The sequence below is a fragment of the Paraburkholderia sediminicola genome (assembly GCF_046030555.1).
Taxonomy (GTDB): domain Bacteria; phylum Pseudomonadota; class Gammaproteobacteria; order Burkholderiales; family Burkholderiaceae; genus Paraburkholderia; species Paraburkholderia sediminicola_E.
Window position 1 is genome coordinate 48,494 of sequence record NZ_JAQQCH010000013.1, and the last position, 19,419, is coordinate 67,912.

The 19,419-nt window shown below is 58.5% G+C and carries 19 protein-coding genes and 2 pseudogenes; 2 read left to right on the top strand and 19 right to left on the bottom strand.

Features of this window, described 5'->3' with window-relative positions; translation table 11 throughout:
* Nucleotides 1-237 precede the first annotated feature (237 nt).
* Together PQQ52_RS19365 and PQQ52_RS19370 are read right to left on the bottom strand one after the other, a co-directional pair.
* Nucleotides 238-1,629: an ATP-binding protein gene (locus tag PQQ52_RS19365; RefSeq protein WP_408214523.1), complete on the bottom strand. Its 1,392-nt coding sequence runs from the start codon at nucleotides 1,627-1,629 to the stop codon at nucleotides 238-240.
* Entirely contained in the window at nucleotides 1,626-2,288 is a 663-nt protein-coding gene (locus PQQ52_RS19370) for a response regulator (protein WP_408214526.1), read from the bottom strand. The genes PQQ52_RS19365 and PQQ52_RS19370 overlap by 4 nt, the downstream gene beginning before the upstream one ends.
* A 1,052-nt stretch (nucleotides 2,289-3,340) precedes the next feature.
* Between PQQ52_RS19370 and PQQ52_RS19375 the strand changes: the two genes are divergently transcribed.
* Nucleotides 3,341-3,637, top strand: coding sequence for a DUF4148 domain-containing protein (locus PQQ52_RS19375; protein ID WP_408214529.1), 297 nt, complete (start codon nucleotides 3,341-3,343; stop codon nucleotides 3,635-3,637).
* Between the two features lie 1,574 nt (nucleotides 3,638-5,211).
* Nucleotides 5,212-5,535, top strand: coding sequence for a DUF4148 domain-containing protein (locus PQQ52_RS19380; RefSeq protein WP_408214532.1), 324 nt, complete (start codon nucleotides 5,212-5,214; stop codon nucleotides 5,533-5,535).
* Between the two features lie 841 nt (nucleotides 5,536-6,376).
* Here the strand turns inward: PQQ52_RS19380 and PQQ52_RS19385 are convergent.
* The 17 genes and pseudogenes from PQQ52_RS19385 to PQQ52_RS19465 all read right to left on the bottom strand — a co-directional run bounded on the left by PQQ52_RS19385 (nucleotide 6,377) and on the right by PQQ52_RS19465 (nucleotide 19,387).
* Nucleotides 6,377-7,108 (bottom strand): hypothetical protein, encoded by a 732-nt coding sequence (locus PQQ52_RS19385; RefSeq protein WP_408214535.1) that lies wholly within the window; start codon nucleotides 7,106-7,108, stop codon nucleotides 6,377-6,379.
* Nucleotides 7,109-7,409: 301 nt separating this feature from the next.
* A complete protein-coding gene (locus tag PQQ52_RS19390) occupies nucleotides 7,410-7,874 on the bottom strand; it encodes a helix-turn-helix domain-containing protein (protein ID WP_408214537.1) in 465 nt (154 codons plus the stop codon).
* Nucleotides 7,875-8,404: 530 nt separating this feature from the next.
* Nucleotides 8,405-8,722, bottom strand: a complete 318-nt coding sequence (locus PQQ52_RS19395) for a P-II family nitrogen regulator (protein WP_408214540.1) — start codon at nucleotides 8,720-8,722, stop codon at nucleotides 8,405-8,407.
* A 43-nt stretch (nucleotides 8,723-8,765) separates the two neighbouring features.
* Nucleotides 8,766-9,332: a PCYCGC motif-containing (lipo)protein gene (locus tag PQQ52_RS19400; protein ID WP_408214543.1), complete on the bottom strand. Its 567-nt coding sequence runs from the start codon at nucleotides 9,330-9,332 to the stop codon at nucleotides 8,766-8,768.
* A 30-nt stretch (nucleotides 9,333-9,362) separates the two neighbouring features.
* The gene (locus PQQ52_RS19405; protein ID WP_408214546.1) at nucleotides 9,363-9,518 is read right to left on the bottom strand and encodes a hypothetical protein; all 156 of its coding nucleotides are present in this window, start codon (nucleotides 9,516-9,518) and stop codon (nucleotides 9,363-9,365) included.
* A gap of 91 nt (nucleotides 9,519-9,609) precedes the next feature.
* Nucleotides 9,610-9,837 carry a DUF2933 domain-containing protein gene (locus PQQ52_RS19410; protein ID WP_408214548.1) on the bottom strand — a complete coding sequence of 76 codons (228 nt, stop codon included), beginning with the start codon at nucleotides 9,835-9,837 and terminating at the stop codon, nucleotides 9,610-9,612.
* Nucleotides 9,838-9,891: 54 nt separating this feature from the next.
* Nucleotides 9,892-10,206: a hypothetical protein gene (locus PQQ52_RS19415; protein ID WP_408214550.1), complete on the bottom strand. Its 315-nt coding sequence runs from the start codon at nucleotides 10,204-10,206 to the stop codon at nucleotides 9,892-9,894.
* A 558-nt stretch (nucleotides 10,207-10,764) separates the two neighbouring features.
* A complete protein-coding gene (gene dsbD, locus PQQ52_RS19420) occupies nucleotides 10,765-12,534 on the bottom strand; it encodes a protein-disulfide reductase DsbD (RefSeq protein WP_408214552.1) in 1,770 nt (589 codons plus the stop codon).
* An 886-nt stretch (nucleotides 12,535-13,420) separates the two neighbouring features.
* Nucleotides 13,421-13,555: pseudogene (locus tag PQQ52_RS19425) on the bottom strand (DUF4148 domain-containing protein); the annotation flags it as partial.
* A gap of 12 nt (nucleotides 13,556-13,567) precedes the next feature.
* Complete coding sequence (locus tag PQQ52_RS19430) at nucleotides 13,568-13,741, bottom strand: hypothetical protein (protein ID WP_408214555.1); 174 nt, start codon at nucleotides 13,739-13,741, stop codon at nucleotides 13,568-13,570.
* 331 nt (nucleotides 13,742-14,072) lie between these two features.
* The gene (locus PQQ52_RS19435) at nucleotides 14,073-15,014 is read right to left on the bottom strand and encodes a CopD family protein (RefSeq protein WP_408214557.1); all 942 of its coding nucleotides are present in this window, start codon (nucleotides 15,012-15,014) and stop codon (nucleotides 14,073-14,075) included.
* Entirely contained in the window at nucleotides 15,014-15,388 is a 375-nt protein-coding gene (gene copC, locus PQQ52_RS19440) for a copper homeostasis periplasmic binding protein CopC (RefSeq protein WP_408214560.1), read from the bottom strand. The genes PQQ52_RS19435 and copC overlap by 1 nt, the downstream gene beginning before the upstream one ends.
* Before the next feature lie 67 nt (nucleotides 15,389-15,455).
* Nucleotides 15,456-15,803, bottom strand: a complete 348-nt coding sequence (locus tag PQQ52_RS19445) for a copper-binding protein (RefSeq protein WP_408214912.1) — start codon at nucleotides 15,801-15,803, stop codon at nucleotides 15,456-15,458.
* Between the two features lie 66 nt (nucleotides 15,804-15,869).
* Nucleotides 15,870-17,162: pseudogene (locus PQQ52_RS19450) on the bottom strand (multicopper oxidase domain-containing protein); the annotation flags it as partial.
* Nucleotide 17,163: 1 nt separating this feature from the next.
* Nucleotides 17,164-18,597 carry a TolC family protein gene (locus PQQ52_RS19455; RefSeq protein WP_408214563.1) on the bottom strand — a complete coding sequence of 478 codons (1,434 nt, stop codon included), beginning with the start codon at nucleotides 18,595-18,597 and terminating at the stop codon, nucleotides 17,164-17,166.
* The gene (locus tag PQQ52_RS19460; RefSeq protein WP_408214566.1) at nucleotides 18,594-18,896 is read right to left on the bottom strand and encodes a hypothetical protein; all 303 of its coding nucleotides are present in this window, start codon (nucleotides 18,894-18,896) and stop codon (nucleotides 18,594-18,596) included. Before PQQ52_RS19460 ends, PQQ52_RS19455 begins: the two co-directional genes overlap by 4 nt.
* A gap of 89 nt (nucleotides 18,897-18,985) precedes the next feature.
* On the bottom strand, nucleotides 18,986-19,387 hold the full coding sequence (locus PQQ52_RS19465) for a DUF2946 family protein (protein ID WP_408214569.1): 402 nt from the start codon (nucleotides 19,385-19,387) through the stop codon (nucleotides 18,986-18,988).
* Nucleotides 19,388-19,419: the final 32 nt, after the last annotated feature.

Consider the following 19,419-nt stretch of genomic DNA (forward strand, 5'->3'; position numbering starts at 1 on the left):
CTGCCCGACGAACGCTCGAGCCTTTAAAACCGTACCGACCGTATGAACCGACGAGTTCGATACCTACGGGGGCAGTCTGCGGCGAAAGACTTGAGTCGATATGACGCGAGAACAAACGCGGATGGCTTCGCAGTGACAGGAAGGGGGCGGCATAACTGGCAAATCGGGCCTTGGTTACGGCAGACAAACACCGGACGAGCCCGGCATCTGTCGTTCCAGCGTTCATGCGTACGTGCGTCAACTCGGTTCGAGTTGCGCACTTGATGGGCGCGTCCCAGCAGCAGTGCTGTCGGCAGGAGCACGGCGCAATCCGCTTACAGAGACCTTCAGTCCTTGCCCATCCGTTCGATTGCGCACGGAAAACGCGGCGCGATGCTTCGCCGCGACCTTTGCTGCGATGGCTAGCCCCAGCCCGCTGCCCTGCCCGGTAGCATTTCCCGCACGATAGAACCGGTCTAACACGCGTTCAAGGTCGGTTTCCGGTATGCCGGGTCCGTTGTCGACTACCTCCAGCGTTACATGATCATTGTTCGCGCAAAGGCGGACATCGATCTGGCCGCCAGATGAGGTGTACCGAATTGCATTGTCCACGAGATTCGTGACCATCGTGGTAAGGGAAGTCTCATCTCCAACCACGATGGTCGAGCTTTCCATTGCCGCAACGCCGACTCGTTCCAGACCAAGGTCAATTCCCTTGTGTTCTGCAAGAACGGATAGTTCCCCGACTACCTGTGTGGCTACGCGCCGAAGGTCGGCCACGCCAGCGCGCGCGCTCGTCTCGGCGTCTTCCCGGGCAAGCGTCAGCAACTGCTGGACGAGATGGATTGCGCGATTCACCCTGTCTTCCAGTTTGCGAAGCAGGTCCCCGTCGTTCAGTTTCGCGTGGTCCCGTCGTGCAAACTGAATCTGGAGCTTCAGCGCCGTCAACGGAGTTCGAAGTTCATGTGCGGCGTCCGCAACGAAAACGCGCTGCGCATGCAATGCCCTGTCGAGACGTACCAGTAGGTCATTCAATGCCTCAACCAGCGGCTCGATTTCCGTCGGTATGGCATTGGCCATATCGATGGGTGCCAACGTTTCAATCGAACGAGCGGCCAAGGACCTGGAGATGATAGTGACAGGCCGCAACGCCCGCTTCACAACCAGCAGGACCAGGGCGATTTCGAGTGGCAGAATCGCCAATAATGGCCAAAGTGTCCTCGACGCCTGTGTCAATGCCGACTCGTCACGGACGGACATGGGTTGTCCAACCTGAACAAAACGCGAGGCCTGCTGCAAACCGAAAACTCGATAGTGACGCCCACCCACTACGATGGACTGAAATCCCGCGCGCTGGCGTGGCAGCTTTGCGCTTGGGAGGGATTCATAGGTCAGAAGATTCGACGCATCCCAAATCTCGATGACGACGCGGTCATCCTGTAATCCCTCGAAATCGCTGGACTGTTTATTCGCCAATTCTGTATCGGCCACCGACTGCGGCAAAGAGATGGCGACGGAACGCAGTTCATAGTCAAAAAGCTCGTTCGCCTCTTCCAGCGCGCTTCGGAAGATGCCGTATCCCGCAACAGCGCTCATTGCGCCGAGCCCCAGAATCAGGCCAACCAGGAGTTGTGTTCGCACCGACCTCATGCTGTTCCTGCCAGTCGATAGCCGATGCCTCGAATGGTTACAATCTGTTCGGCGCCCAGCTTTTTTCTTAAATTGTGAACGTGCACCTCGATGGTATTGCTCTCTACCTCTTCGTTCCAACCATAGAGTTTCTCCTCCAACTCTGCTTTGCTATATACCTTGCCCGGCTCTTCGATAAGCGCGCGCAATAAACTGAATTCGCGGGAGACCAATGAGATGGTTGCGCCACGAAGCGTGACCTCATGCGCGACCTCATCCAGTGTGAGCGCGCCATGAACATACACGGGGCGCGATTTTCCGGCGCGTCGTCGCAGTAGAGCACGCACCCGAGCCGCCAGCTCATTCAAATCAAACGGCTTGATGAGATAGTCATCCGCACCAGCGTCCAGCCCCGAGATTCGGTCGGTCACAGCGTCCTGCGCAGTCATGATGATGACCGCGGCGCTTCCGCATCTGGCGCGATAGCCTCTCAGAACGCTTAGGCCGTCCTGCTTCGGCAGACCCAGGTCCAGCAGGACAAGGTCATAAACGTCGTTTCCGAGTGCCAGTTCCCCTGCTCTCCCGTCTTCTGCCCAATCGACGGCATGGCCGAGGCCCCTCAATGCGTCAAGAACGCTCTCGGCGATCATGGCGTCGTCTTCGACTATTAGTAAGCGCATGCGTGGTCTCCTCCGCTGAAGAGTGTGCACCACGCGAGCTTAAGGATTTCTTATGCGGACGTCGGGGAGGACAGATGCATCTATCCGCCCAACCACTCCTGAACGCAAAAATTGGCAGGGATTCGACAGCCAGCCTGATATAGGACGCTCAGGCACGGAATCGCGCCTCGCTCCGTCAGATACAACTGCGAGTAGCCTTGCTGCGGTGGGCCGGAAGAGGTTTTCGTTGCAAGCGTGGGGAATCGCGGGTTCGCGCGTATTAGTCTGCACGTAAAGAGCGGCGACGCTCAGCCATTGCGGACGACGATAATGCGTTAGTCCGGATTGGGCCCTTCCAGTTAGTTTTCCAGAGCCACGCCACCGCGAGCGTCGATACAGACCTCATGGGTCGCCTGTCTCGCGCGAATATCGAAGAACTATCGAAGTCCGCTGCCCCGAGCCTCCTTTTCCAGCTTCTCATCCGCGCTGCTTCCCGGATGGGCCTTGAGCGTGATAGCACGCGATTCCGCGATTCCGACAGCGGCATTCGTTTCAATTTGCTGGCCGCAGAATGTCTGCGCATCAACGCTCGCAACAAGTAACCCACACGCCAAACCAATTGCGCAGCGGTTTTGCATCTCAACCTCCATGCTGACTTCGGTTTCAATGCAACGCGGGACTTGTGCTGCTGCAGAAGCCCATGCGGCCAGAACAGCGCGTCGCATGCACTATCGATTCGATAGCGTGCGGGGTATCCGCATACTGCAGCGCCCAGTCCGCGTTAAGGATAAGTTAAGGAAAACTGCCTATTGTGGCTACAAGCATCGCATGAACCGTTGACGCCAACCAAAAACGGGGTTCACGTCAAAAATGATATGTCGCGTTTCCGTCAACTACAGACGACCGACAACGCACCCCGAAAGGTAATGGTTCCGTCGGATCGATCTCCAGATGAAACTGTTCGGTGCTCCACACAAATGTTTGTCATGCTCCGGGCTTTACGAACGCAAGTTAGTTACACAGACAATGACACGTCTTTCGGCCGCATCTGATAATTTATGGAGAAACATGAAATGAAAGTGCTCATGTCTGCCATCATCATCGCTGGATCCGTCGCCATGCCGGCGGTGTCCTTCGCCCAGCAAACGAACGGGCCCCTGACGCGCGCGGAAGTGCGTGCCCAACTCATAACCGCTGAGCGCGAGGGCATGGTGCATCAATCGAATTCCCAATATCCCAAGACAGTTCCCACGTCCGAAAAGGCTGCAACGGCATTCGACATGTCTGAATATGGATCGGCTGTCGGTGGCTCCACGCAAACAGCTACATCGAAGATGGGCGTAAAGCACCCGCTCTATTCTCATCACTGACCGGTAGTTAGCTATGCTTTTGACGTCGATGTTTCTGCCACAGTCAGTGCCGGGAGTCAGAGATTGTGCGGCGCGCCACGAGTCCCGTTGACAGATAGATTCGAGAAATGCGTTCCCCGGCCAGAGACATTGAGCTGACGCGAGGCAGTATGAACACTCGTGTCGAGCACGTCGTCGGTAGCTTCGTCCGCGTCTCCGCACGTCACATTTTGCTTGCCGCTCGAGGACGGGGACCAGAAACTGGGAGTCCCCAAAAAACCAATCTGCCGTGGGCTCGTTTAAGGCTGGCTTAATTCTCGCCTGCGAATATCAACCCTGCTGCCCCCCTGTTGCCCCCCTGTTGAGCCGCCGGAGAACCCGGCGGCGTTTTTTATGCAGACCGCAGACCCTCCCGCCCCGGCGGATGCTACACCTGCCGGCAATAGAGCGCAGCAATCTCAAGTTTCCGGCCTCTGAGCTGTTGTGGGATATTCGCACTCGTAAGACCGCATAGATGTCGGCGGGCACCTCCACAACGTTTGTCGCCAAGTTCGAGATAAGCGAGGTCGAGCTACTGTTTGCCCATCTTCTAAGGGAAGGCGATTCGCCGCGGTAGACGTTGACGGTCTTTCACCTGCGTAGCACTTCGAAAATGGCGCACTGCTACCGAGATCAGAACGACGAACCCCGCGATCGCGTACATTCCAGGGACTTTGATGAAAGCTTCTGTCGCCACAGTGTCGGCGCGGTGCTGGCTCTCAACGCTAACTGATACTCCTCGCAATCGACCGGTCGCCATTGGTGGATTGGTATGTCGGTATGTCGCTCAGCAATCATGGGAGGCATCGCAAATTTTCAGTTTATCGAAGGTGCATGACACGGATGCGAGGCAACACAGACATTGCGCTATCGGATTTGCTGAGGACATGCGATGCAGGGATCAAATTAGGACCACAGCGACCTGCTCGCCTCGCTGCGTGCTGGAGCACCCAATGTTTTGGTGTCCGGGTTTCGTTCTAGTCACAACGACGGTCGCCGGCATCTACGACAACCAGGTAGTGCTCAGGCTGCCAGAGAATCGCGCAACCGCGCTACTGGAGACCTCCTGCTGCTCCCAATTCCAACCATGTGACCGGGAACCCATGCGGCAATGGCTGGTTTCTGGCGTAAGCAGCCCGGCGTACCAAGTGCTCGCAGAACCCTTCGAGGAGGTAGTGTCATTCGCACAGGTGACATCCCAGAGCGGCAAACGGCGCCCCAGTGTGCCAAATTGGAAATAGTCTCGCCCGAAATCCGGAAGTCAATTCACGCCGTTCCATCACCGACGCAGCGACCGCCGCAGCATCCCGCACGTAATCCACCGGGGGCCAGGGGCAACGTCTGGCGTACCGGCATATCCCACTGCCGAGACGACCCATGCAAAGCCGCTCTGTGCGACGCAGTCAAGCGCATAAGATTGCGCAGTCTGCGGCACTAACGCCGTCGCCAGCATCTGAGACTCGCATAATCTCGGCTTAAGCATGCATACCTTATCCTGCACTTACCGGCTGTGAACAGGGCTGTTTGCAACGGAAGTTACTGTGGAGGTACGAATCATGAAATCACTTCAAGCCGTCGCTATGGTTGCCGTGCTGGCGACACCGCTATCCTGCTTTGCTCAGCAGTCGAACTCAACGGTCACCCGGGCACAGGTGCGTGCTGAACTCGTGCAGTTGGAGAAGGCTGGTTACAATCCGGCAAAACGCGACAACGCTAACTATCCCGCCGACATTCAGGCTGCCGAAGCACGCGTCGCGGCAGGAAATTCCCCAATGCAGGCCGCTACTCAAGGCGTGGGCGGAGTCACAAGCGGTGCGGCGCAGTGGGGACAACGCACCTCCGCTCCTACCACTCCGGGGCCACTATACAGACACCACTGATGTGGACCGACTCGTCTGATGGCTGCGTTCAGCGCATGCAGATTCAACGACGAGCCGTGCCCCGCTGGCGGAGCGACTGAAAGTCCGACTCACTGCATGACGGCAACGTTTGCTTTCTTAGGTGCGCGCACAACGTGCTCTGAACACAACGCAGCCCCTGCTTGTAGCAACTGCTTTCATGTAGCGTTCAACAGCGACCACGCCTGCTTGAGAAGTACGTGCGATACGGCAAACTCATTACGTCCAGCCATGGTCAGTGCGGGCATGGCCTGTGCGCACGAACAACGCATCGTCGGACGTTGCGACCACATTCAAACCGAGACCAAGATGGTCGTTGTGGCGAAATAACTCAAACATTTGGCACGCATCGAACCGCAAGTCCTGAGGACCAGCCTTGGCTAGATGCTCGGCGGCGGCTGCCCGTTGTCGAGTGTCCCAGCTCTAGCCATCACAGCTTGCTTTTCGATTTGGAGAAATCCAGACGTGAGGACACTCGCGCTCTTACGAGTTTCAGCACGTTGCGTTAATGCTGGCCGGCATTCAGTAGCATCCAAATCTGCCGCGTCGGCGGCCCGGCAAGAATTCGCGCAAACGCCTCGCTGCACCGAACACAGGTGTAATGCTCCTCTCCTCGCGCACCATTCACCCCGGCGGCGCCGTTAGGGGTGAGGTCTTGGTGCGGAGGCTCAGCCGCCGACTTCCCGTAGGGGTCGGCGCACCGCGCGCAGGGGTGAATCCAAAGGTCCATTCGTCGGTTGCCAATAATTGCGAGCGCTCATGGCAGACAGTTGCCGCCGGCGTCATGCGCGGCGAACCCCCGTGCTGCCACCCGTTAGCCCGCTTAGTTGCAGTTCGTGTTGACCGTGTTACCAAGGCTTGTCGACGCACAGTGGACGCTCGAACTGGTCAGGTGGACAGTCTGCGGCTGGCGCGCGTTGACCGCCGGCATATAGTTGGCCCATGCATTCATGCTGTTGGCAAACCGTTGGCTGGCAAACTGCTGGGCCTGTAGCTGACGCTCCTGGTCCTCCAGCATTCGCGCTTCCCGATATTGTCGACCAGCATCGACCGCCGCCTTTCCAATCGCATACCGGCGCTGTGCAAACTCCCCATACGTGAGCTTTTGCTGGTACAGGCTAACGACGAGTCCGCTGACTTTGGCCTCTGCCTCAGACCCAAAAGCCATTTCCTGCCTGATGAACGCCTCGTCGAGCGGAGTAGCATTCGGCGGTATCGGATTGACGGCGCGCTCGCGCTCGATGCATGCGTCGCGTAGCGTTGCCCACTTTGCAATGAGTGGCCGCTCGACTGCAGTCGGAAACGAATCAAGCGACGCGTATTGAAACGGCGGCGGCGAGTCGAGCTTGCGACCCAATTGAATCTTGTCACGTAAACGGTCTAGGTCGCGCGCGACCATATCGGCCTCACACTGCTTGCGTACTGCTTCATACCGCGCTGCTATCGCATCGTTTTGCGCCTTTGCAGCGTCAGCCGCTTCTTTCCGATGTACGCTACCGCCCCCGTTTGCATACCCCCTTGTTCCCGGCAGACAGTCCGCCCAGGCGATACCCATTGCACAATCCGCAGGGTGATTAGCGAACCCCGGTCCAACGCTACTGCACGCCGCGAGTATCGCAACGGCTGCGGATGTGCCGGCAAGTTTCTTGTTCATTTCACTGAGCCCATGCGCTCGGAGGTCCGCCACCCTGTCTAGCGTCTGCCCCGCGCGGTTTGTCGTTGTCGTCCGGGGATTTTACTATCTGACAGCAGGTCAATCCCACAGTCCGACCGTGGCGGAGCCTCAGCGACTCGCAGCCGGGGTCGGCGATTTAGAGGACGAGGCACCCGCCGAGGGTAGCAATCGCCCGGTCCGGTCAGAAGTCGAGTTGGCCCGCCGTGATACCGAGTGCGGCCGCAATCTTTTCGCGCGAAGACCCGCGCAGCCGCTCTTTTGCTTCCAAGTACGAGTAGGCTGGTTGACTGATACTCATGCGCGCAGCGACTTCAACCTGCTTCAGCCCGAGGTGCTCGCGCCATGCTCTAGACGGACTTGCGCCGTCCACGATTTTGCTCACGACTTCGTGCGGAATCAGGCGACGTTCGGCGCTATGCTCGTCGACGCAGTCGGCGGGATATTCTCGGCCAAGGCGAGCAAGGCCGCGCCATGTGTAGTCCTGCCTGCTAGAAACCTGGCCATCTACATGCCATGCTTTTCCATCCCAGTAGCGCAATACGGAATGCGACTCGATCAACCAGTGGGTCTCGTAAAGGCCTTTCCGCGCAGGCTTCGTCGTGGAAGGGAACCAACCTGTTTTCTTAATGGTTTGACTATCACTCATCAGCCGACCTCCATACACAAACGACTGAAAGCACTTCCCATATGACTGTACAGGCGCAACTACGCCGCCGTACTGTGTTCAACGGATGGCCAGCGTAAAAGCCTAGGCCAATGCAAAGGACACGACTTGAATCAGCGCCGCCGCCCCGTCTTCATCTCTTGCGGTTGACTTCAGTTCATCGAAACGCCTAAACACCATGCATTTAGTGCTGTCGATTAGCGGACCTCGGACGCGACAAACTTCAAGGATGCGCTTGCCGGGTCTATTTCCGCAAACTGCCTACTTGTTGCTACCTGCGTTGGAGCAGCATCTCGCGGGATGTCGAGATTGCCTCACCGTCGGAAGAAGCCTGCCGCCGTCGCTATAAGCAGCCACAGCTCTGACACGGCTGCGTTGCTTTCGCCGCTGCACCAATATCCTTCTCAGCCACCTCTGTCTGGCCTGCCAACCGGCCACATACTGTGTTCCTAGAATTTGCCGCAATGTTAAGGTCAGCGTCACACGGCGGCGAACCGATGTCCGCCATCGAGTCACGGTGTCGCTTCCGCCTGACTGCGAACGCGGAAGAATTTCTCCACCGGAATCACCGCAACGACCCCGTCTCCACCTGCGCCGACACGTGCGATATCCATAATGGTCTTTACGAGAGCGTCGACGTTTTCCGGCTGCGTAAAGACTTCAATCTTGACGTGCTCCGTCGTCCAATCGTCGGCAAAGTAATTCGGATGTACGCCGAAACCCCGCACTTTGGTAACGGTCACACCATGGATGTGAATGGCGCCCAGCTTTCGTTCCAGTCCTTCCACTACATCGAGCCTGACAATGGCAACAACGCATTTCAGTTCCATGTCGTCCTCCTCAGCGGTTGATTGTTGGGGAAACTGAATCCCGCTATCCGTTTGGTCCCCACTTCACGTCCACGGCAGCTTGAATCTTGCCCGCGTCCTGAACTCCGGCTTGTGTCATCTGCCAGGCTATCTCTGCCGTACCCTGGCAAACCGCGCATGTCACTGCCATCTTGTCTTCGAAGCATTGAAGATTGGAGCGATGTATGCCGCGATTTTCACAACCGCACCAGCAATAGAGCTTGTTGAGCGTCGCAGGAATCTGCGTCGCAACCCAGTAGGAATGCCTGACATCCTTATCAGCAAATTGATTCGGGTTCAGGACGTGTGACGCATCCGACCGGCCACTGGATATGATGCGCAACCCATCGGGACGCAACACCCCCACATGCCACGCAGTTTCCGAATGAACCTGCTCCTGCGGACTTACTTTCACGGTTGCGGAACTGAGTAACGGGTGCCGTGCAAAGAACGGCACCAGAACAACAGCCGCAGGTATCGCGAGAACCAGCGCGAACAGCAGCGCCACGAGGCGCCAGCTGGCAGAAGCGAGCACCGGGGAACTGGTCGCGCGCGCCTGATGCTCTTCTTCTTTACCTATCCGATGTTTCATTGCAACTCTCCTTATTTCTCAGGCCAGCGGCTATCGCCACAAACGCATCACCTCACTGCAAGAATGCATACCGTGCATCATGCTTACGTGCATCACAGCCATGCCGACGATACCGAGCACAGCGACGAGACCAATGACGGCGAAAATGACAATGACGACGTTGAGCATTCGAGCGCTCTCGAACATGACTGCCTCCTTCGTATAAGTCGCGGAGCAGCATGATGGGCAGCGATATCGGGCTGCTCCGCGTGACTTCAACGTGACGTGATGAATCAGGTCACGATTTGGGACCTGTCACCGCTTCACTCTGCACGTCCTGCTCGTCGGTACTGGACTTCGTAGCCCGCATCATGAGCAGCATCGAAAGCGGACACACCAGCATGCAGGCCACCAGGATGAAGGGTGCGAGAGACTCTCTGAACTGAGGGAGCGCCCAATATCCAAGAGCGATAACAAGTGCGAGCGCAAGTGCAGTCGTCACCATCGTCTTTGTGTTGCATTTCATGAGTGTTTCCTTTCTGGAATTAGATTGGGTAGTGGTATCGGGAAGAAATCCGCGTCACTTCGATGGAGACGCACCTGCCTGGTCCGAGTACTTGAGCATGATGTCGCCCATCGCCTTCATCATTTCCCCATGCATGCGCATCGCGGTCTTCGGGTCCATGTTCATATTGCTGCCCATCATTGGACAACTGCCCATCATGCCGCCACCCATCCCTCCCATTCCCATACCGCCCATCATGCTGGAGCCGTGTTCTCGCGTTTGCGGTGGGTGACTCGCGTCATTGCCGGTCCCACCGGCAGCCATGGCGACAGTGCTCGTCCCCAACGAGAGTGCCAACAGGGATGTAGTCAATAGTGATTTCGCGTTCATATATCTCTCCGGATTCGGTTAAATCGTGTCACTGAGAAACCGTTGTCGAGGCGCGACCCGATGCGCCCAGCGTTTGCGACACACGTGCGTGCGCAACGACGCGGGGCCGTTCGAGACTCGTCGACGAGGGAACTACAGGGAGCGAGGCGGAGGCGCTGGCAGTTCGGGGATGAACTGAGGCATGAGAATGAGGTTGGTGGCCTGGTAGACGGGCGAGGAAGTCACAACTGCAGTCTTGTACGTCGTGGGTATAACAGCCATGCCGCAGGCGAGACCGCTCAGGCTGCCGTGACATGCGGGCTGGGAACCCATTACGTGCGCTCTTGTATCTTGTGCGCACGACGCCATGCCCGGTGTATGCGGCGCCTTCATTTGCGGCTGCATTGTCGGCGATAACATCTCCGGGCAAAACGCCACCTGCGCGGGGTAGCCGAGCAGCGGCAGCCACGCGATAAGCAGGCAGGCAACGAGTTTGGCCCAGAATTTCATCATTTCAGTATAGGCGGTCCGCGCCGCATCGCCAAAGGACCTCGTGACGCTCGCGCGCTACCCCGTGGGTTACTGGCCCCAACGCTTTAGATGCGCGAGGAACGCGTCAGCACCAACAAAACCGACCAACCGTGCGTCGACCTGCTGATGGCCATTACGGTCATAGAAAATCAAAGCCGGTGGCCCGAAAAGCCCAAAGTGCCTCAACATCTCAACGTCTTCGGGTGTGTTCTTCGTCACATCAATACGCAGCAGTTTCCAGTGGGCGAACTCGCTCTCCACGCGTGCGTCGGTAAAGGTAAATCGCTCCAGTTCCTTGCAGCTGATACACCAGTCAGCGTAGAAATCCACCATGACGGGCTGGCCGCGTGCCGATTCAAGCGCCCGGTCGAGCTCGGCAGTCGACCCTATTGGCTCAAAACGCGCGGCACTGACCGTCTCAGTCTGTGCCCCCCGCGTAACACCGCGCAATGGTTGAAGAACGTCAAAATTCCCCGATGCAACGCCGACCAGTTCGGCAATCGCGGCGACCAGCAGCAGTACACCGATTGCTTTGCCCACGCGAAGCACACAGTGCGCGTTCGGCGGCAGCGGGTCGATGGCGCGCAGCATCATGGCGCAAGCGGCTAGCAGCAAAGCGACCAATGCCATCAGCAGCAAATCCGGCAGTAGCGAATAGACGAACCACAATGCTGCTGCAAGCAGCATGACGCCTAGCGTGTTCTGAACGACAACCATCCAGTGACCGGACCTGGGTAGCACATGCGCGCCGAACGTGCAGACGAGCAGTAGCGGAATGCCTATTCCGATGCCCATCACGTACAAGGCCAGCGCTCCACCGACGACGTCGCGACTGTTGGCGATATACAGCAGCGCACCCGCCAGCGCGGGTGTCGAGCATGGACCGACAATCAGTGCGGAGAGCATACCCATCACGAACACTGGGACAATCCGGCCGCCGGGCAGGCGATTGCTCCACTCGGTAAGCCGGGTCTGCCAGCCCGTTGGCAACTGCAGTCTGAACAGGCCGAACATGCCGAGCGCGAGGACAACCATGAGCAAACCAAAGCCGGCCAGCACCCAGGGCTTTTGCGTTACAGCCACCAACGGGATGCCGATGAGTGCCGCAATGGTGCCGGCGACCGCGTAGGTAACCGCAAGTCCCTGCACATAAGCGACCGACAGCGCGAAGCCGCGCCACACAGTTGGCCGTTGCCGACCTCCGCCGATAACAGCGGTCACAATGGGAATGAGGGGATACATACAAACCGTGCCCGCCATCAACAGACCGGCAAGCAGGAAGCCCAGCAGTTCGGGCACCCCAAGGCCATTCGCCGGTCGCAGATTCAAGCCGAAAACAGTGGGGCTCCGGTTTTCACCGACAACTGGAAACTCGGTCGCACCGGCCGTTGCGTTCCCTTCGTGCCCAATGGGGGTGACGACGCCGTTAGCAGCTATGCGGTAGCTTCGGGTTAACGGCGGGTAGCAGACGCCGAGGTCCGCGCACCCCTGCGACGTGACGGACAGCACGGTGCTCGCCGTGACGGCGCGGGGCAGTGGAATGTAAATTTGCACAGGCCGGTGATAGACCTCGACCATGCCGAATGTCGGGTCGTTTTTCGATTCTGCGGGCGGCATCTGGTCCGGCTTAACGGGCACACCATCCACCGCGAAGCTGAAACGGTCCTGGTACAGGTAGTAGCCAGGTTTCGTGCCGAAGTCGAGCGTTACCTGTTGTGGCCCGCTGACGCTGACCGTCAATGGGAAGGCTTCATTGACGGGTAGCAGGTCAGATTCGTTCACCGCGTAGGCGGGCAGAGACATCAGTACGAACAGCAAACCGAACGCGACGCGCCACACGCGGCTAAGCGTATCCTTCAGACAGAAAATGCCTCGCTGGGCGGCGATTGATGTCGTTCGCATCGCTGGCCTCTATCCATTCAAGCCGGACTACAGGCTCACCACGAGCGGTGAGCCTGCAAGTACAGTATCAGAGCCTCACTGAGATTGCTTTTCCAGCTTCTCGATGGTCAGCGTCCAAGCGACGCCTTCGACACGAACCTTGACCTTGGTTGCCCTCGTGAACCTGCTTGACCGCGGCCAGCGTCCTTTGCCTTGAACGCCATGGTCATCGGCGACAACCCGGGTTCTCCAATGCTCCGTGCTTCAGCGCGAGCATGGCAGTGGCCGGGGCCACTTTCTTGACCGCGGCGTCGGTCAACATGGAACTGGACGAAATCGTCGAGCCCGACAATACATGGACATGTTCATAGCAGCCATGTGATTGCCAGCGAACGCCGGCGTAGCAGTGATAGCTCCGAGAGCGACAGACGCAAAAATCAAATTTCCTCATTGAGTTTCTGTCGTGCCAAGATTTATGCCCAGACGTTATCTCGGTGGACAGTTCAGTGTTTTCACGTGCAGGTTCTGACAGGGATAGGACTTCGGCAGTTGCGGCGATTTGCCCGAGCGTGAATCGGGGGCCGGGTCGCTAGCGCCGGCCGCCTGAATCGGCACAGCGGAACTCGTGCAGCCCGCGAGGACGGCGACAGCCGCCACCACCACCATTGCGATGATGCGTACACAGATTATTGATGGCGTTTGCATCTTCGTAGTACCAGAGAGATTATCACTGCGTTCTCAGTTGAGGCTGACCGGTATGCGCGTCGCCAAACCCACACGCGACGTCGCCGTTATCGGAATAATTGCTTTACTGCTGATTGGCTCATGTCGGAGAGTTGCTCTTCATGCGCGCCCGATTGCGCTCAATCGTCACCTGACTTGGCGGATAATCGGCATGACCAGCAGGGACCAGACCATCGCGTCTCGCCTGAACCAACTCCTGCGCTACCTGCTCTCTGGTTTTTCCTTGCTACTGGGGCTGGATGGTCGGAGCCGTCGCATCGGACGTCGACTGACTAGCGCTGCTCGCGGACGGTAACGTGGTCGAAGCGCTAGATTTAGGGTAATCGTGGTCGGCATCGGCAAGTGCGGACGTGGCGAGCATTGCAGCGATGAGCGCGGCGGCGATAGTTTCGAGCTTCATATACTCCTCCAGAGCGATGCGGAATCGATAAGAGTTGATTCCGAACGGTTTCCATTCTGGAGAGTCGCGTCTGAACGAGCCGTGACGTGGAAATGACTTTTTAGCCATCCGAACGACATGCTCAGAACCATGCATGTTTGATTCAGATCGGGAGTCACAAACACGAATTCCGCCAAAGACGCAGGGGAAATAAAAAAAGGACCCGACGTGCTGTCGGGTCCCGTAAAAGATGACCTTAGCCTGAAGTCAATCGAGGCAGGATTCAGCCTTTATTGACCCTGTGGCGGTGGGCCATCTGCGTGGACGTGAAAGGCAAACGGTACCGAACAGACTACGACGTACCAGGTAGTGGACTGGAGACGAGTACCGCAGCGGCGACCAGTACCCCAGCCATTACCGCCGATTCGATATGCAACACGGCGGCAAAGCGCTTTAGAGGCTTCACGGGTGACGTCGAGGAGGCATTCTTCAACGATGCGAGCAGCTTCGGCATCTCGAAGAAGCGGTTGTGCCCTCCGAGGGCTGCGGCCACGACCACCAGCGCGAGTTTCAACGACAGAATCTGTCCGTAGCCCGATTCCAGAAGGTCGCCTGGCGACCTGACACCGCGCCAGCCGTTATAGGCGCCTGTGGCAAACAGAATAACCAGCGCAAGCGTTGCGGCGTCCGACAAGGACTGGATATACGCAGCGCTATTTACGCGGTCGCTACCCGTAGCGTTGAAAAAACGTGGCGCGACAACGTACGTCGTAACCAGCACAAGCCCCACCCACGCGCTGATGGCGAGCAGATGTACCCAGTCCGCCCACACCGGCAGGCTGAACAAGCCAGCATCGACTGGATGTCCTCCATTGCTGCGCGCCAACGCGACACCGGCCAGGGCCAACCAGATGGCCGGAGAGAACCTGATTGATTTCCCGGCCTGGATAAAAGAAAGAATGACCACGCATAGCATCAGCCCAGCACCAACCAGCCATGCGTGACCAAAGCCAGTCTCCACCAGCATCGAGAGGACAGCGGGTCCCGCCTCGGGAAGTGTGGACTCGCTCATCAACGCACAATGAATCCAGAACGCAAACGTACTGGACAGCAGCGCGCCGACCGACGCGATACGCAAGGCGCTAACAAGCCGCTGGCTCACGCTCGCCTGCCACGACGATGCTCGGCGTGCGAGCCACCGGTCACTGAGCAGTACGCCTACGGCAACCGCAAAGCTAAGGTTTTGCAGCGCAACGAAAGCCAGCCGCAGCATGCCAAGGAGACCGTCGTTCATCACTTCACCTGGAAGGTGTACGTGCCCTTGGTCTTATGGGCATCATGTGTCATGACAGACCACTGCACGGAGTAGGAGCCGGACGACAGCTTCGGGAGAGCTATCGCCAGCACGCGCGGGTTAGAAGCGTCGACCCTGGCCTTTTCCCTGGTCACGGCGGCGCCGTTTGCATCGGACACTTTCACCGTGCTGAAAGTGGACTCAAGGTCTTCGTTGAAAGTAAGCCGCAGTGCGTCCGGTGCTGCATCGAGGGTGCTACCGGCCGCAGGAATGGCGTTTTCGAGCTTGCCGTGTGCGAACGCGGCAGCCGGCACCAGTGCGATGGCGGCCGCCGTAGCCAGTCCCGTGAGCTGCTTGCGAGTAGATGTTTTCATGTTCTTGCGCATCCTGAATAGTCAATCTGGGCGTTGCCTGCGATTGATGGCAACACCCCGAGAATCCTTACTTCTTCTGCAGCTTCGTCACCGTCAGTGCGCCGTCAACTTCTTCGGCCACGAAACCAATCTTGTCGCCGACCTTGACCTGCGAAATCACTGCCGGGTCTTTGACCTTGAACACCATCGTCATGGCGTCCATGCCCAGGTTTTCCAGCGGACCGTGCTTGATGGTCAGCTTTCCGGCTGCGGCGTCGACTTTCTTGATTTCCCCATACGACATGCCAGCCTTTTCACCTGCAGGCTTGGCACTGCTGCCGCTCATATCCATGTTGCCCATTTCGCCAGCCGCATAGGCCGATGCCGAAATTGCCAATGCACAGCCAACCGCAATCGATACAAACAACTTTTTCATCACGCTTTCTCCAGTAGTTAAACGACAAGAACGAGCCGGGTAATGTGTCCGGCGGAATCGAAATCGGCTGTCCGGCAACTCGCCGGTGTATTCGTAGGCAACGGTCCCTTTGGGGTGCTTGAACCAGCCCGGGTCGCGATAGTCCTTGCGCCCCAACCCCTCTCGAACCTTCACGACGGTGAACATGCCGCCCATTTCCAGCGGGCCGAATGGGCCGGTGCCGGTCATCATTGGCAACGTGTTGTCGGGCAGTGGCATCTCCATCTCGCCCATTGAGCCGCCTGTGCTGCCCATCGCCATGTAGTCCGGCACCAGCCTGTTGATCCGTTTCACCAGGTCCTTCTGCGGCACACCGATCAGGTTCGGTACCTGATGACCCATTGCGTTCATGGTGTGGTGGGACTTGTGGCAATGAAACGCCCAGTCGCCAGGACGGTTCGCCGTGAATTCGATGGCACGCATCTGGCCGACGGCGACATCCGCGGTCACCTCGGGCCAGCGGGCGGAAGGCGGGATCCATCCGCCGTCCGTGCCGACCACTTCGAAGTGATAGCCGTGCAGATGGATCGGATGATTGGTCATCGTCAGATTGCCGACGCGGATGCGCACGCGATCGCCAGCCCGTACCGGCAAAGAATCGATGCCTGGAAAAACGCGCGCATTCCACGTCCACATGTTGAAGTCAGTCATCTCGTTCACGCGCGGCGTGAAACTGCCTGGGTCGATGTCATACGCGGACATGATGAACACGAAGTCACGATCCACCCGCATGACGTTCGGGTCTTTCGGATGAACAATGAATGTGCCCATCATTCCCATTGCCATTTGCACCATTTCGTCGGCGTGCGGGTGATACATGAAAGTGCCGTGCTTCTCCAACTGGAACTCGTAGACAAAGGTCTTGCCCGGCGGAATGTGCGGCTGCGTGAGACCGCCGACGCCATCCATACCGCACGGCAGAAGCATGCCGTGCCAGTGAACCGTGGTGTGCTCGGGCAGCTTGTTCGTCACGAAGATGCGAACCTTGTCGCCTTCGACCGCCTCGATGGTCGGCCCCGGCGCCTGACCGTTATAGCCCCAAAGATTCGCGTTCATGCCCGGCGCCATTTCGCGCACCACAGGCTCAGCAATCAGGTGGAATTCCTTCCACCCATTCTTCATACGCCACGGCAGCGACCAGCCGTTCAACGTGGCGACGGGCGTATACGTCCGGCCATTCGGCGGCGCAAGCGGTGCCTGCATCGTGGCCGTGGCCATCGTGGGCGCCTCAGGCAGTGACGCGGCGCCGGCCTTACTGACGAGTGCCGCCCCCAGCAGCGCGGCCCCGGAGCCGCTGAGAAAATTTCGACGAGACACCATGTTATTGACCTTCTGAATCTGTAGACGACGCCGGTTGCGTCGTGGGTGCTGACGGCGCTGAGGCCATTGCGAGCGGCGGGAGACGGCCACCGACAGCCTGCTGCAGGTCGGTCTCCGCGAGCCAGTAGTCCTTCAGCGCGTCGATAGTGCTGTTCACCGCGCCGACCTGGTCACGCGAATCGGACAGCAGCTCGAACACGCTCGCGAGCATGCCGTTGTAGCGAAGCAGCAGTTCGTCCGAAATGGTTTTGCGGATCGGCACGACTTCGTCGCGATAGTGCTTCGCAACGTCGTAATCGGTCACGTAGGCCGAATACGATTCCCGAACCTCTGAGCGCGCGTTAATCGCGGTCTCGGCGACGCGGTTGACCGACTGCATATAAATCGCTTCGGCGCGCGCAACCTTCGAACCACCCCAGTTAAAAATGGGAATCTCGACGCTGATTTCATAGCCCTGTTCGTGGCCGTCGGCGGTCGTGAAATTGTTCTGATACCCGACGTCCAGCGCGTTGATGAAACGCGTCGCCTTGCTGAGACCCAACGAGCTTGCGACACTCTGCGTCTGCAGCTTCGCCGTCTGAATATCCAGCCGGTTCTGCATCGCGAAGCTCTCGAGGTCATTCAGCTCGGGACCGTTCGTGGGCAGGTCTGGCAGGCGTTCGGGAAGCGTGTACTGCGTCCCGGCACCCCACAGGCCCATCGTGCGCGTAAGCTTTTCGCGCGCGGACACAGACTGTTGCCGCGTTCTTGCGAGTTGCGCCACCGCGTCTGCGTAAAACGCCTGCTCGCGAGCGTAGTCGAGCTTGCTGAAGTTGCCGGCCTGCTGCATCCGGAGCGCGAGTTCGGCGCCGGCCTCGGCCGAATCCCTCACCTGTTCCGCGTAAGCGGCAGACTGCTGCGTTGCGACCGCGCCGACATAGGCCCGTCGCGCGTCGGCGGCAACCTTGAGCATCGCGTCTGCCGCCAGAAGCCTGGTCTGCTCGAAGCGGCGACTCTCGACGCGAGTCGCCAGAGGCAGCGTCAGGACGTTCAATAACCCGAGCGTAAAGGTGCGGCTGATGCTCAGGTCGTTGCTCCCGTGCGTCCGACTGAACATGAAACCTGGGTTGGGTAGTCGTCCCGCTTGCACGAGGTCCGCCTCAGAGATGCCGAGTTCGCCGTACGAGGCCTGCAGGCCCCGGTTGTTCAGCAAAGCGATTTGCACGGCGTCGTCCATACCAAGCGGCCTGGAAAGCAGTTCCTGCGTGCGCTTTGCAACCGCGTCCCGGTCTTCGTCGGTCCTCACCAGTACGGCATCTTTCCCAAGACGCTCAGAGGCGGTGGTTGAAACGGTATTGAAGCCACCGTCCTTCGAAAAGGTCGTACAGCCTGCAAGGAAAACCATCGCGCTGGCGACCGCAAGGATGCAGTTGCTCGAAAAGAAATGCCGCGTCATTTCGCCGGCTCCTCGTGTCTGGAGCTGTGTTCGTTATTTTTGGCGTCGGTGCTGCAGCTCCTCATGTTGCCGTGGTCCATCCCTTTCATCCCCGGCGAACTCGTCACGGAACGGTTGAGCTCCTGCCAGCCAGGCGCCTTTTGGTCCCGGTATGGCTGGTAATCCGCGAAGGCGGATAGCACGCTGACCGCCGGCACCGATGCGGCAGCGTCGGTCGGGTCAGGAGATATGGTAGTGGCGTGCACGAGCGCCGGCAACAATGCCGCCGCGCTGAGCAGCGCCGCGATAAACATTCGCATGGATTCTTCTCGTCGTCAGTCACCTGGATGGCCGACATACGGCCATCAGGGCGAAATTGCATATCGCAGCCTGAGGCCGCGACGAAGGGCTAGACGAGAGAGACTCTGGGAGGTCGTTCGATGCCGCTAGTCAGAAACGATGCGACGCTGACCGAGGGAGGGAGTGGAACAGCAAAGTGAGCGGTGCCGGCCGGCGTTGCCACTGCAGGAACGGCAGGTAACGCTACGCCGAAGCAACAGGATGCACACGTCGCGCAAGAGTGCGCATGATGCGCGCCTCCATGCTGATGGCTGTGGTGAGTACCGTCAGCCATCGCCATACCGCGCATATCATGACCGTTAATCGATTCAGGCTCATGTGCGTGTTGCGCGGACGTCATTTCACCCACGAAATGCGATGACTCGCATTTCATGGAGATGGCCGCGAACGACTGAACCGGAAGGCTCAGTATCAGCAGCACGATGACGAAAAGTTTGCGCCAATACGACATGGTTGCGAAGTCTAGCACGCAGATTAAGAAGA

Excerpts from the sequence above, each read along its gene's own strand:
- PQQ52_RS19455 (WP_408214563.1), bottom strand. The coding sequence starts at position 18,597 with ATGACGCGGCATTTCTTTTCGAGCAACTGCATCCTTGCGGTCGCCAGC.
- PQQ52_RS19445 (WP_408214912.1), bottom strand. The coding sequence starts at position 15,803 with ATGAAAAAGTTGTTTGTATCGATTGCGGTTGGCTGTGCATTGGCAATT.
- PQQ52_RS19430 (WP_408214555.1), bottom strand. The coding sequence starts at position 13,741 with ATGAAGCTCGAAACTATCGCCGCCGCGCTCATCGCTGCAATGCTCGCC.
- PQQ52_RS19370 (WP_408214526.1), bottom strand. The coding sequence starts at position 2,288 with ATGCGCTTACTAATAGTCGAAGACGACGCCATGATCGCCGAGAGCGTT.
- PQQ52_RS19390 (WP_408214537.1), bottom strand. The coding sequence starts at position 7,874 with ATGAGTGATAGTCAAACCATTAAGAAAACAGGTTGGTTCCCTTCCACG.
- PQQ52_RS19400 (WP_408214543.1), bottom strand. The coding sequence starts at position 9,332 with ATGAAACATCGGATAGGTAAAGAAGAAGAGCATCAGGCGCGCGCGACC.
- PQQ52_RS19385 (WP_408214535.1), bottom strand. The coding sequence starts at position 7,108 with ATGGGTATCGCCTGGGCGGACTGTCTGCCGGGAACAAGGGGGTATGCA.
- PQQ52_RS19460 (WP_408214566.1), bottom strand. The coding sequence starts at position 18,896 with ATGCGAATGTTTATCGCGGCGCTGCTCAGCGCGGCGGCATTGTTGCCG.
- copC (WP_408214560.1), bottom strand. The coding sequence starts at position 15,388 with ATGAAAACATCTACTCGCAAGCAGCTCACGGGACTGGCTACGGCGGCC.
- PQQ52_RS19395 (WP_408214540.1), bottom strand. The coding sequence starts at position 8,722 with ATGGAACTGAAATGCGTTGTTGCCATTGTCAGGCTCGATGTAGTGGAA.
- PQQ52_RS19375 (WP_408214529.1), top strand. The coding sequence starts at position 3,341 with ATGAAAGTGCTCATGTCTGCCATCATCATCGCTGGATCCGTCGCCATG.
- PQQ52_RS19380 (WP_408214532.1), top strand. The coding sequence starts at position 5,212 with ATGAAATCACTTCAAGCCGTCGCTATGGTTGCCGTGCTGGCGACACCG.
- PQQ52_RS19410 (WP_408214548.1), bottom strand. The coding sequence starts at position 9,837 with ATGAAATGCAACACAAAGACGATGGTGACGACTGCACTTGCGCTCGCA.
- PQQ52_RS19415 (WP_408214550.1), bottom strand. The coding sequence starts at position 10,206 with ATGAACGCGAAATCACTATTGACTACATCCCTGTTGGCACTCTCGTTG.
- PQQ52_RS19365 (WP_408214523.1), bottom strand. The coding sequence starts at position 1,629 with ATGAGGTCGGTGCGAACACAACTCCTGGTTGGCCTGATTCTGGGGCTC.
- PQQ52_RS19465 (WP_408214569.1), bottom strand. The coding sequence starts at position 19,387 with ATGTCGTATTGGCGCAAACTTTTCGTCATCGTGCTGCTGATACTGAGC.
- PQQ52_RS19435 (WP_408214557.1), bottom strand. The coding sequence starts at position 15,014 with ATGAACGACGGTCTCCTTGGCATGCTGCGGCTGGCTTTCGTTGCGCTG.
- PQQ52_RS19405 (WP_408214546.1), bottom strand. The coding sequence starts at position 9,518 with ATGTTCGAGAGCGCTCGAATGCTCAACGTCGTCATTGTCATTTTCGCC.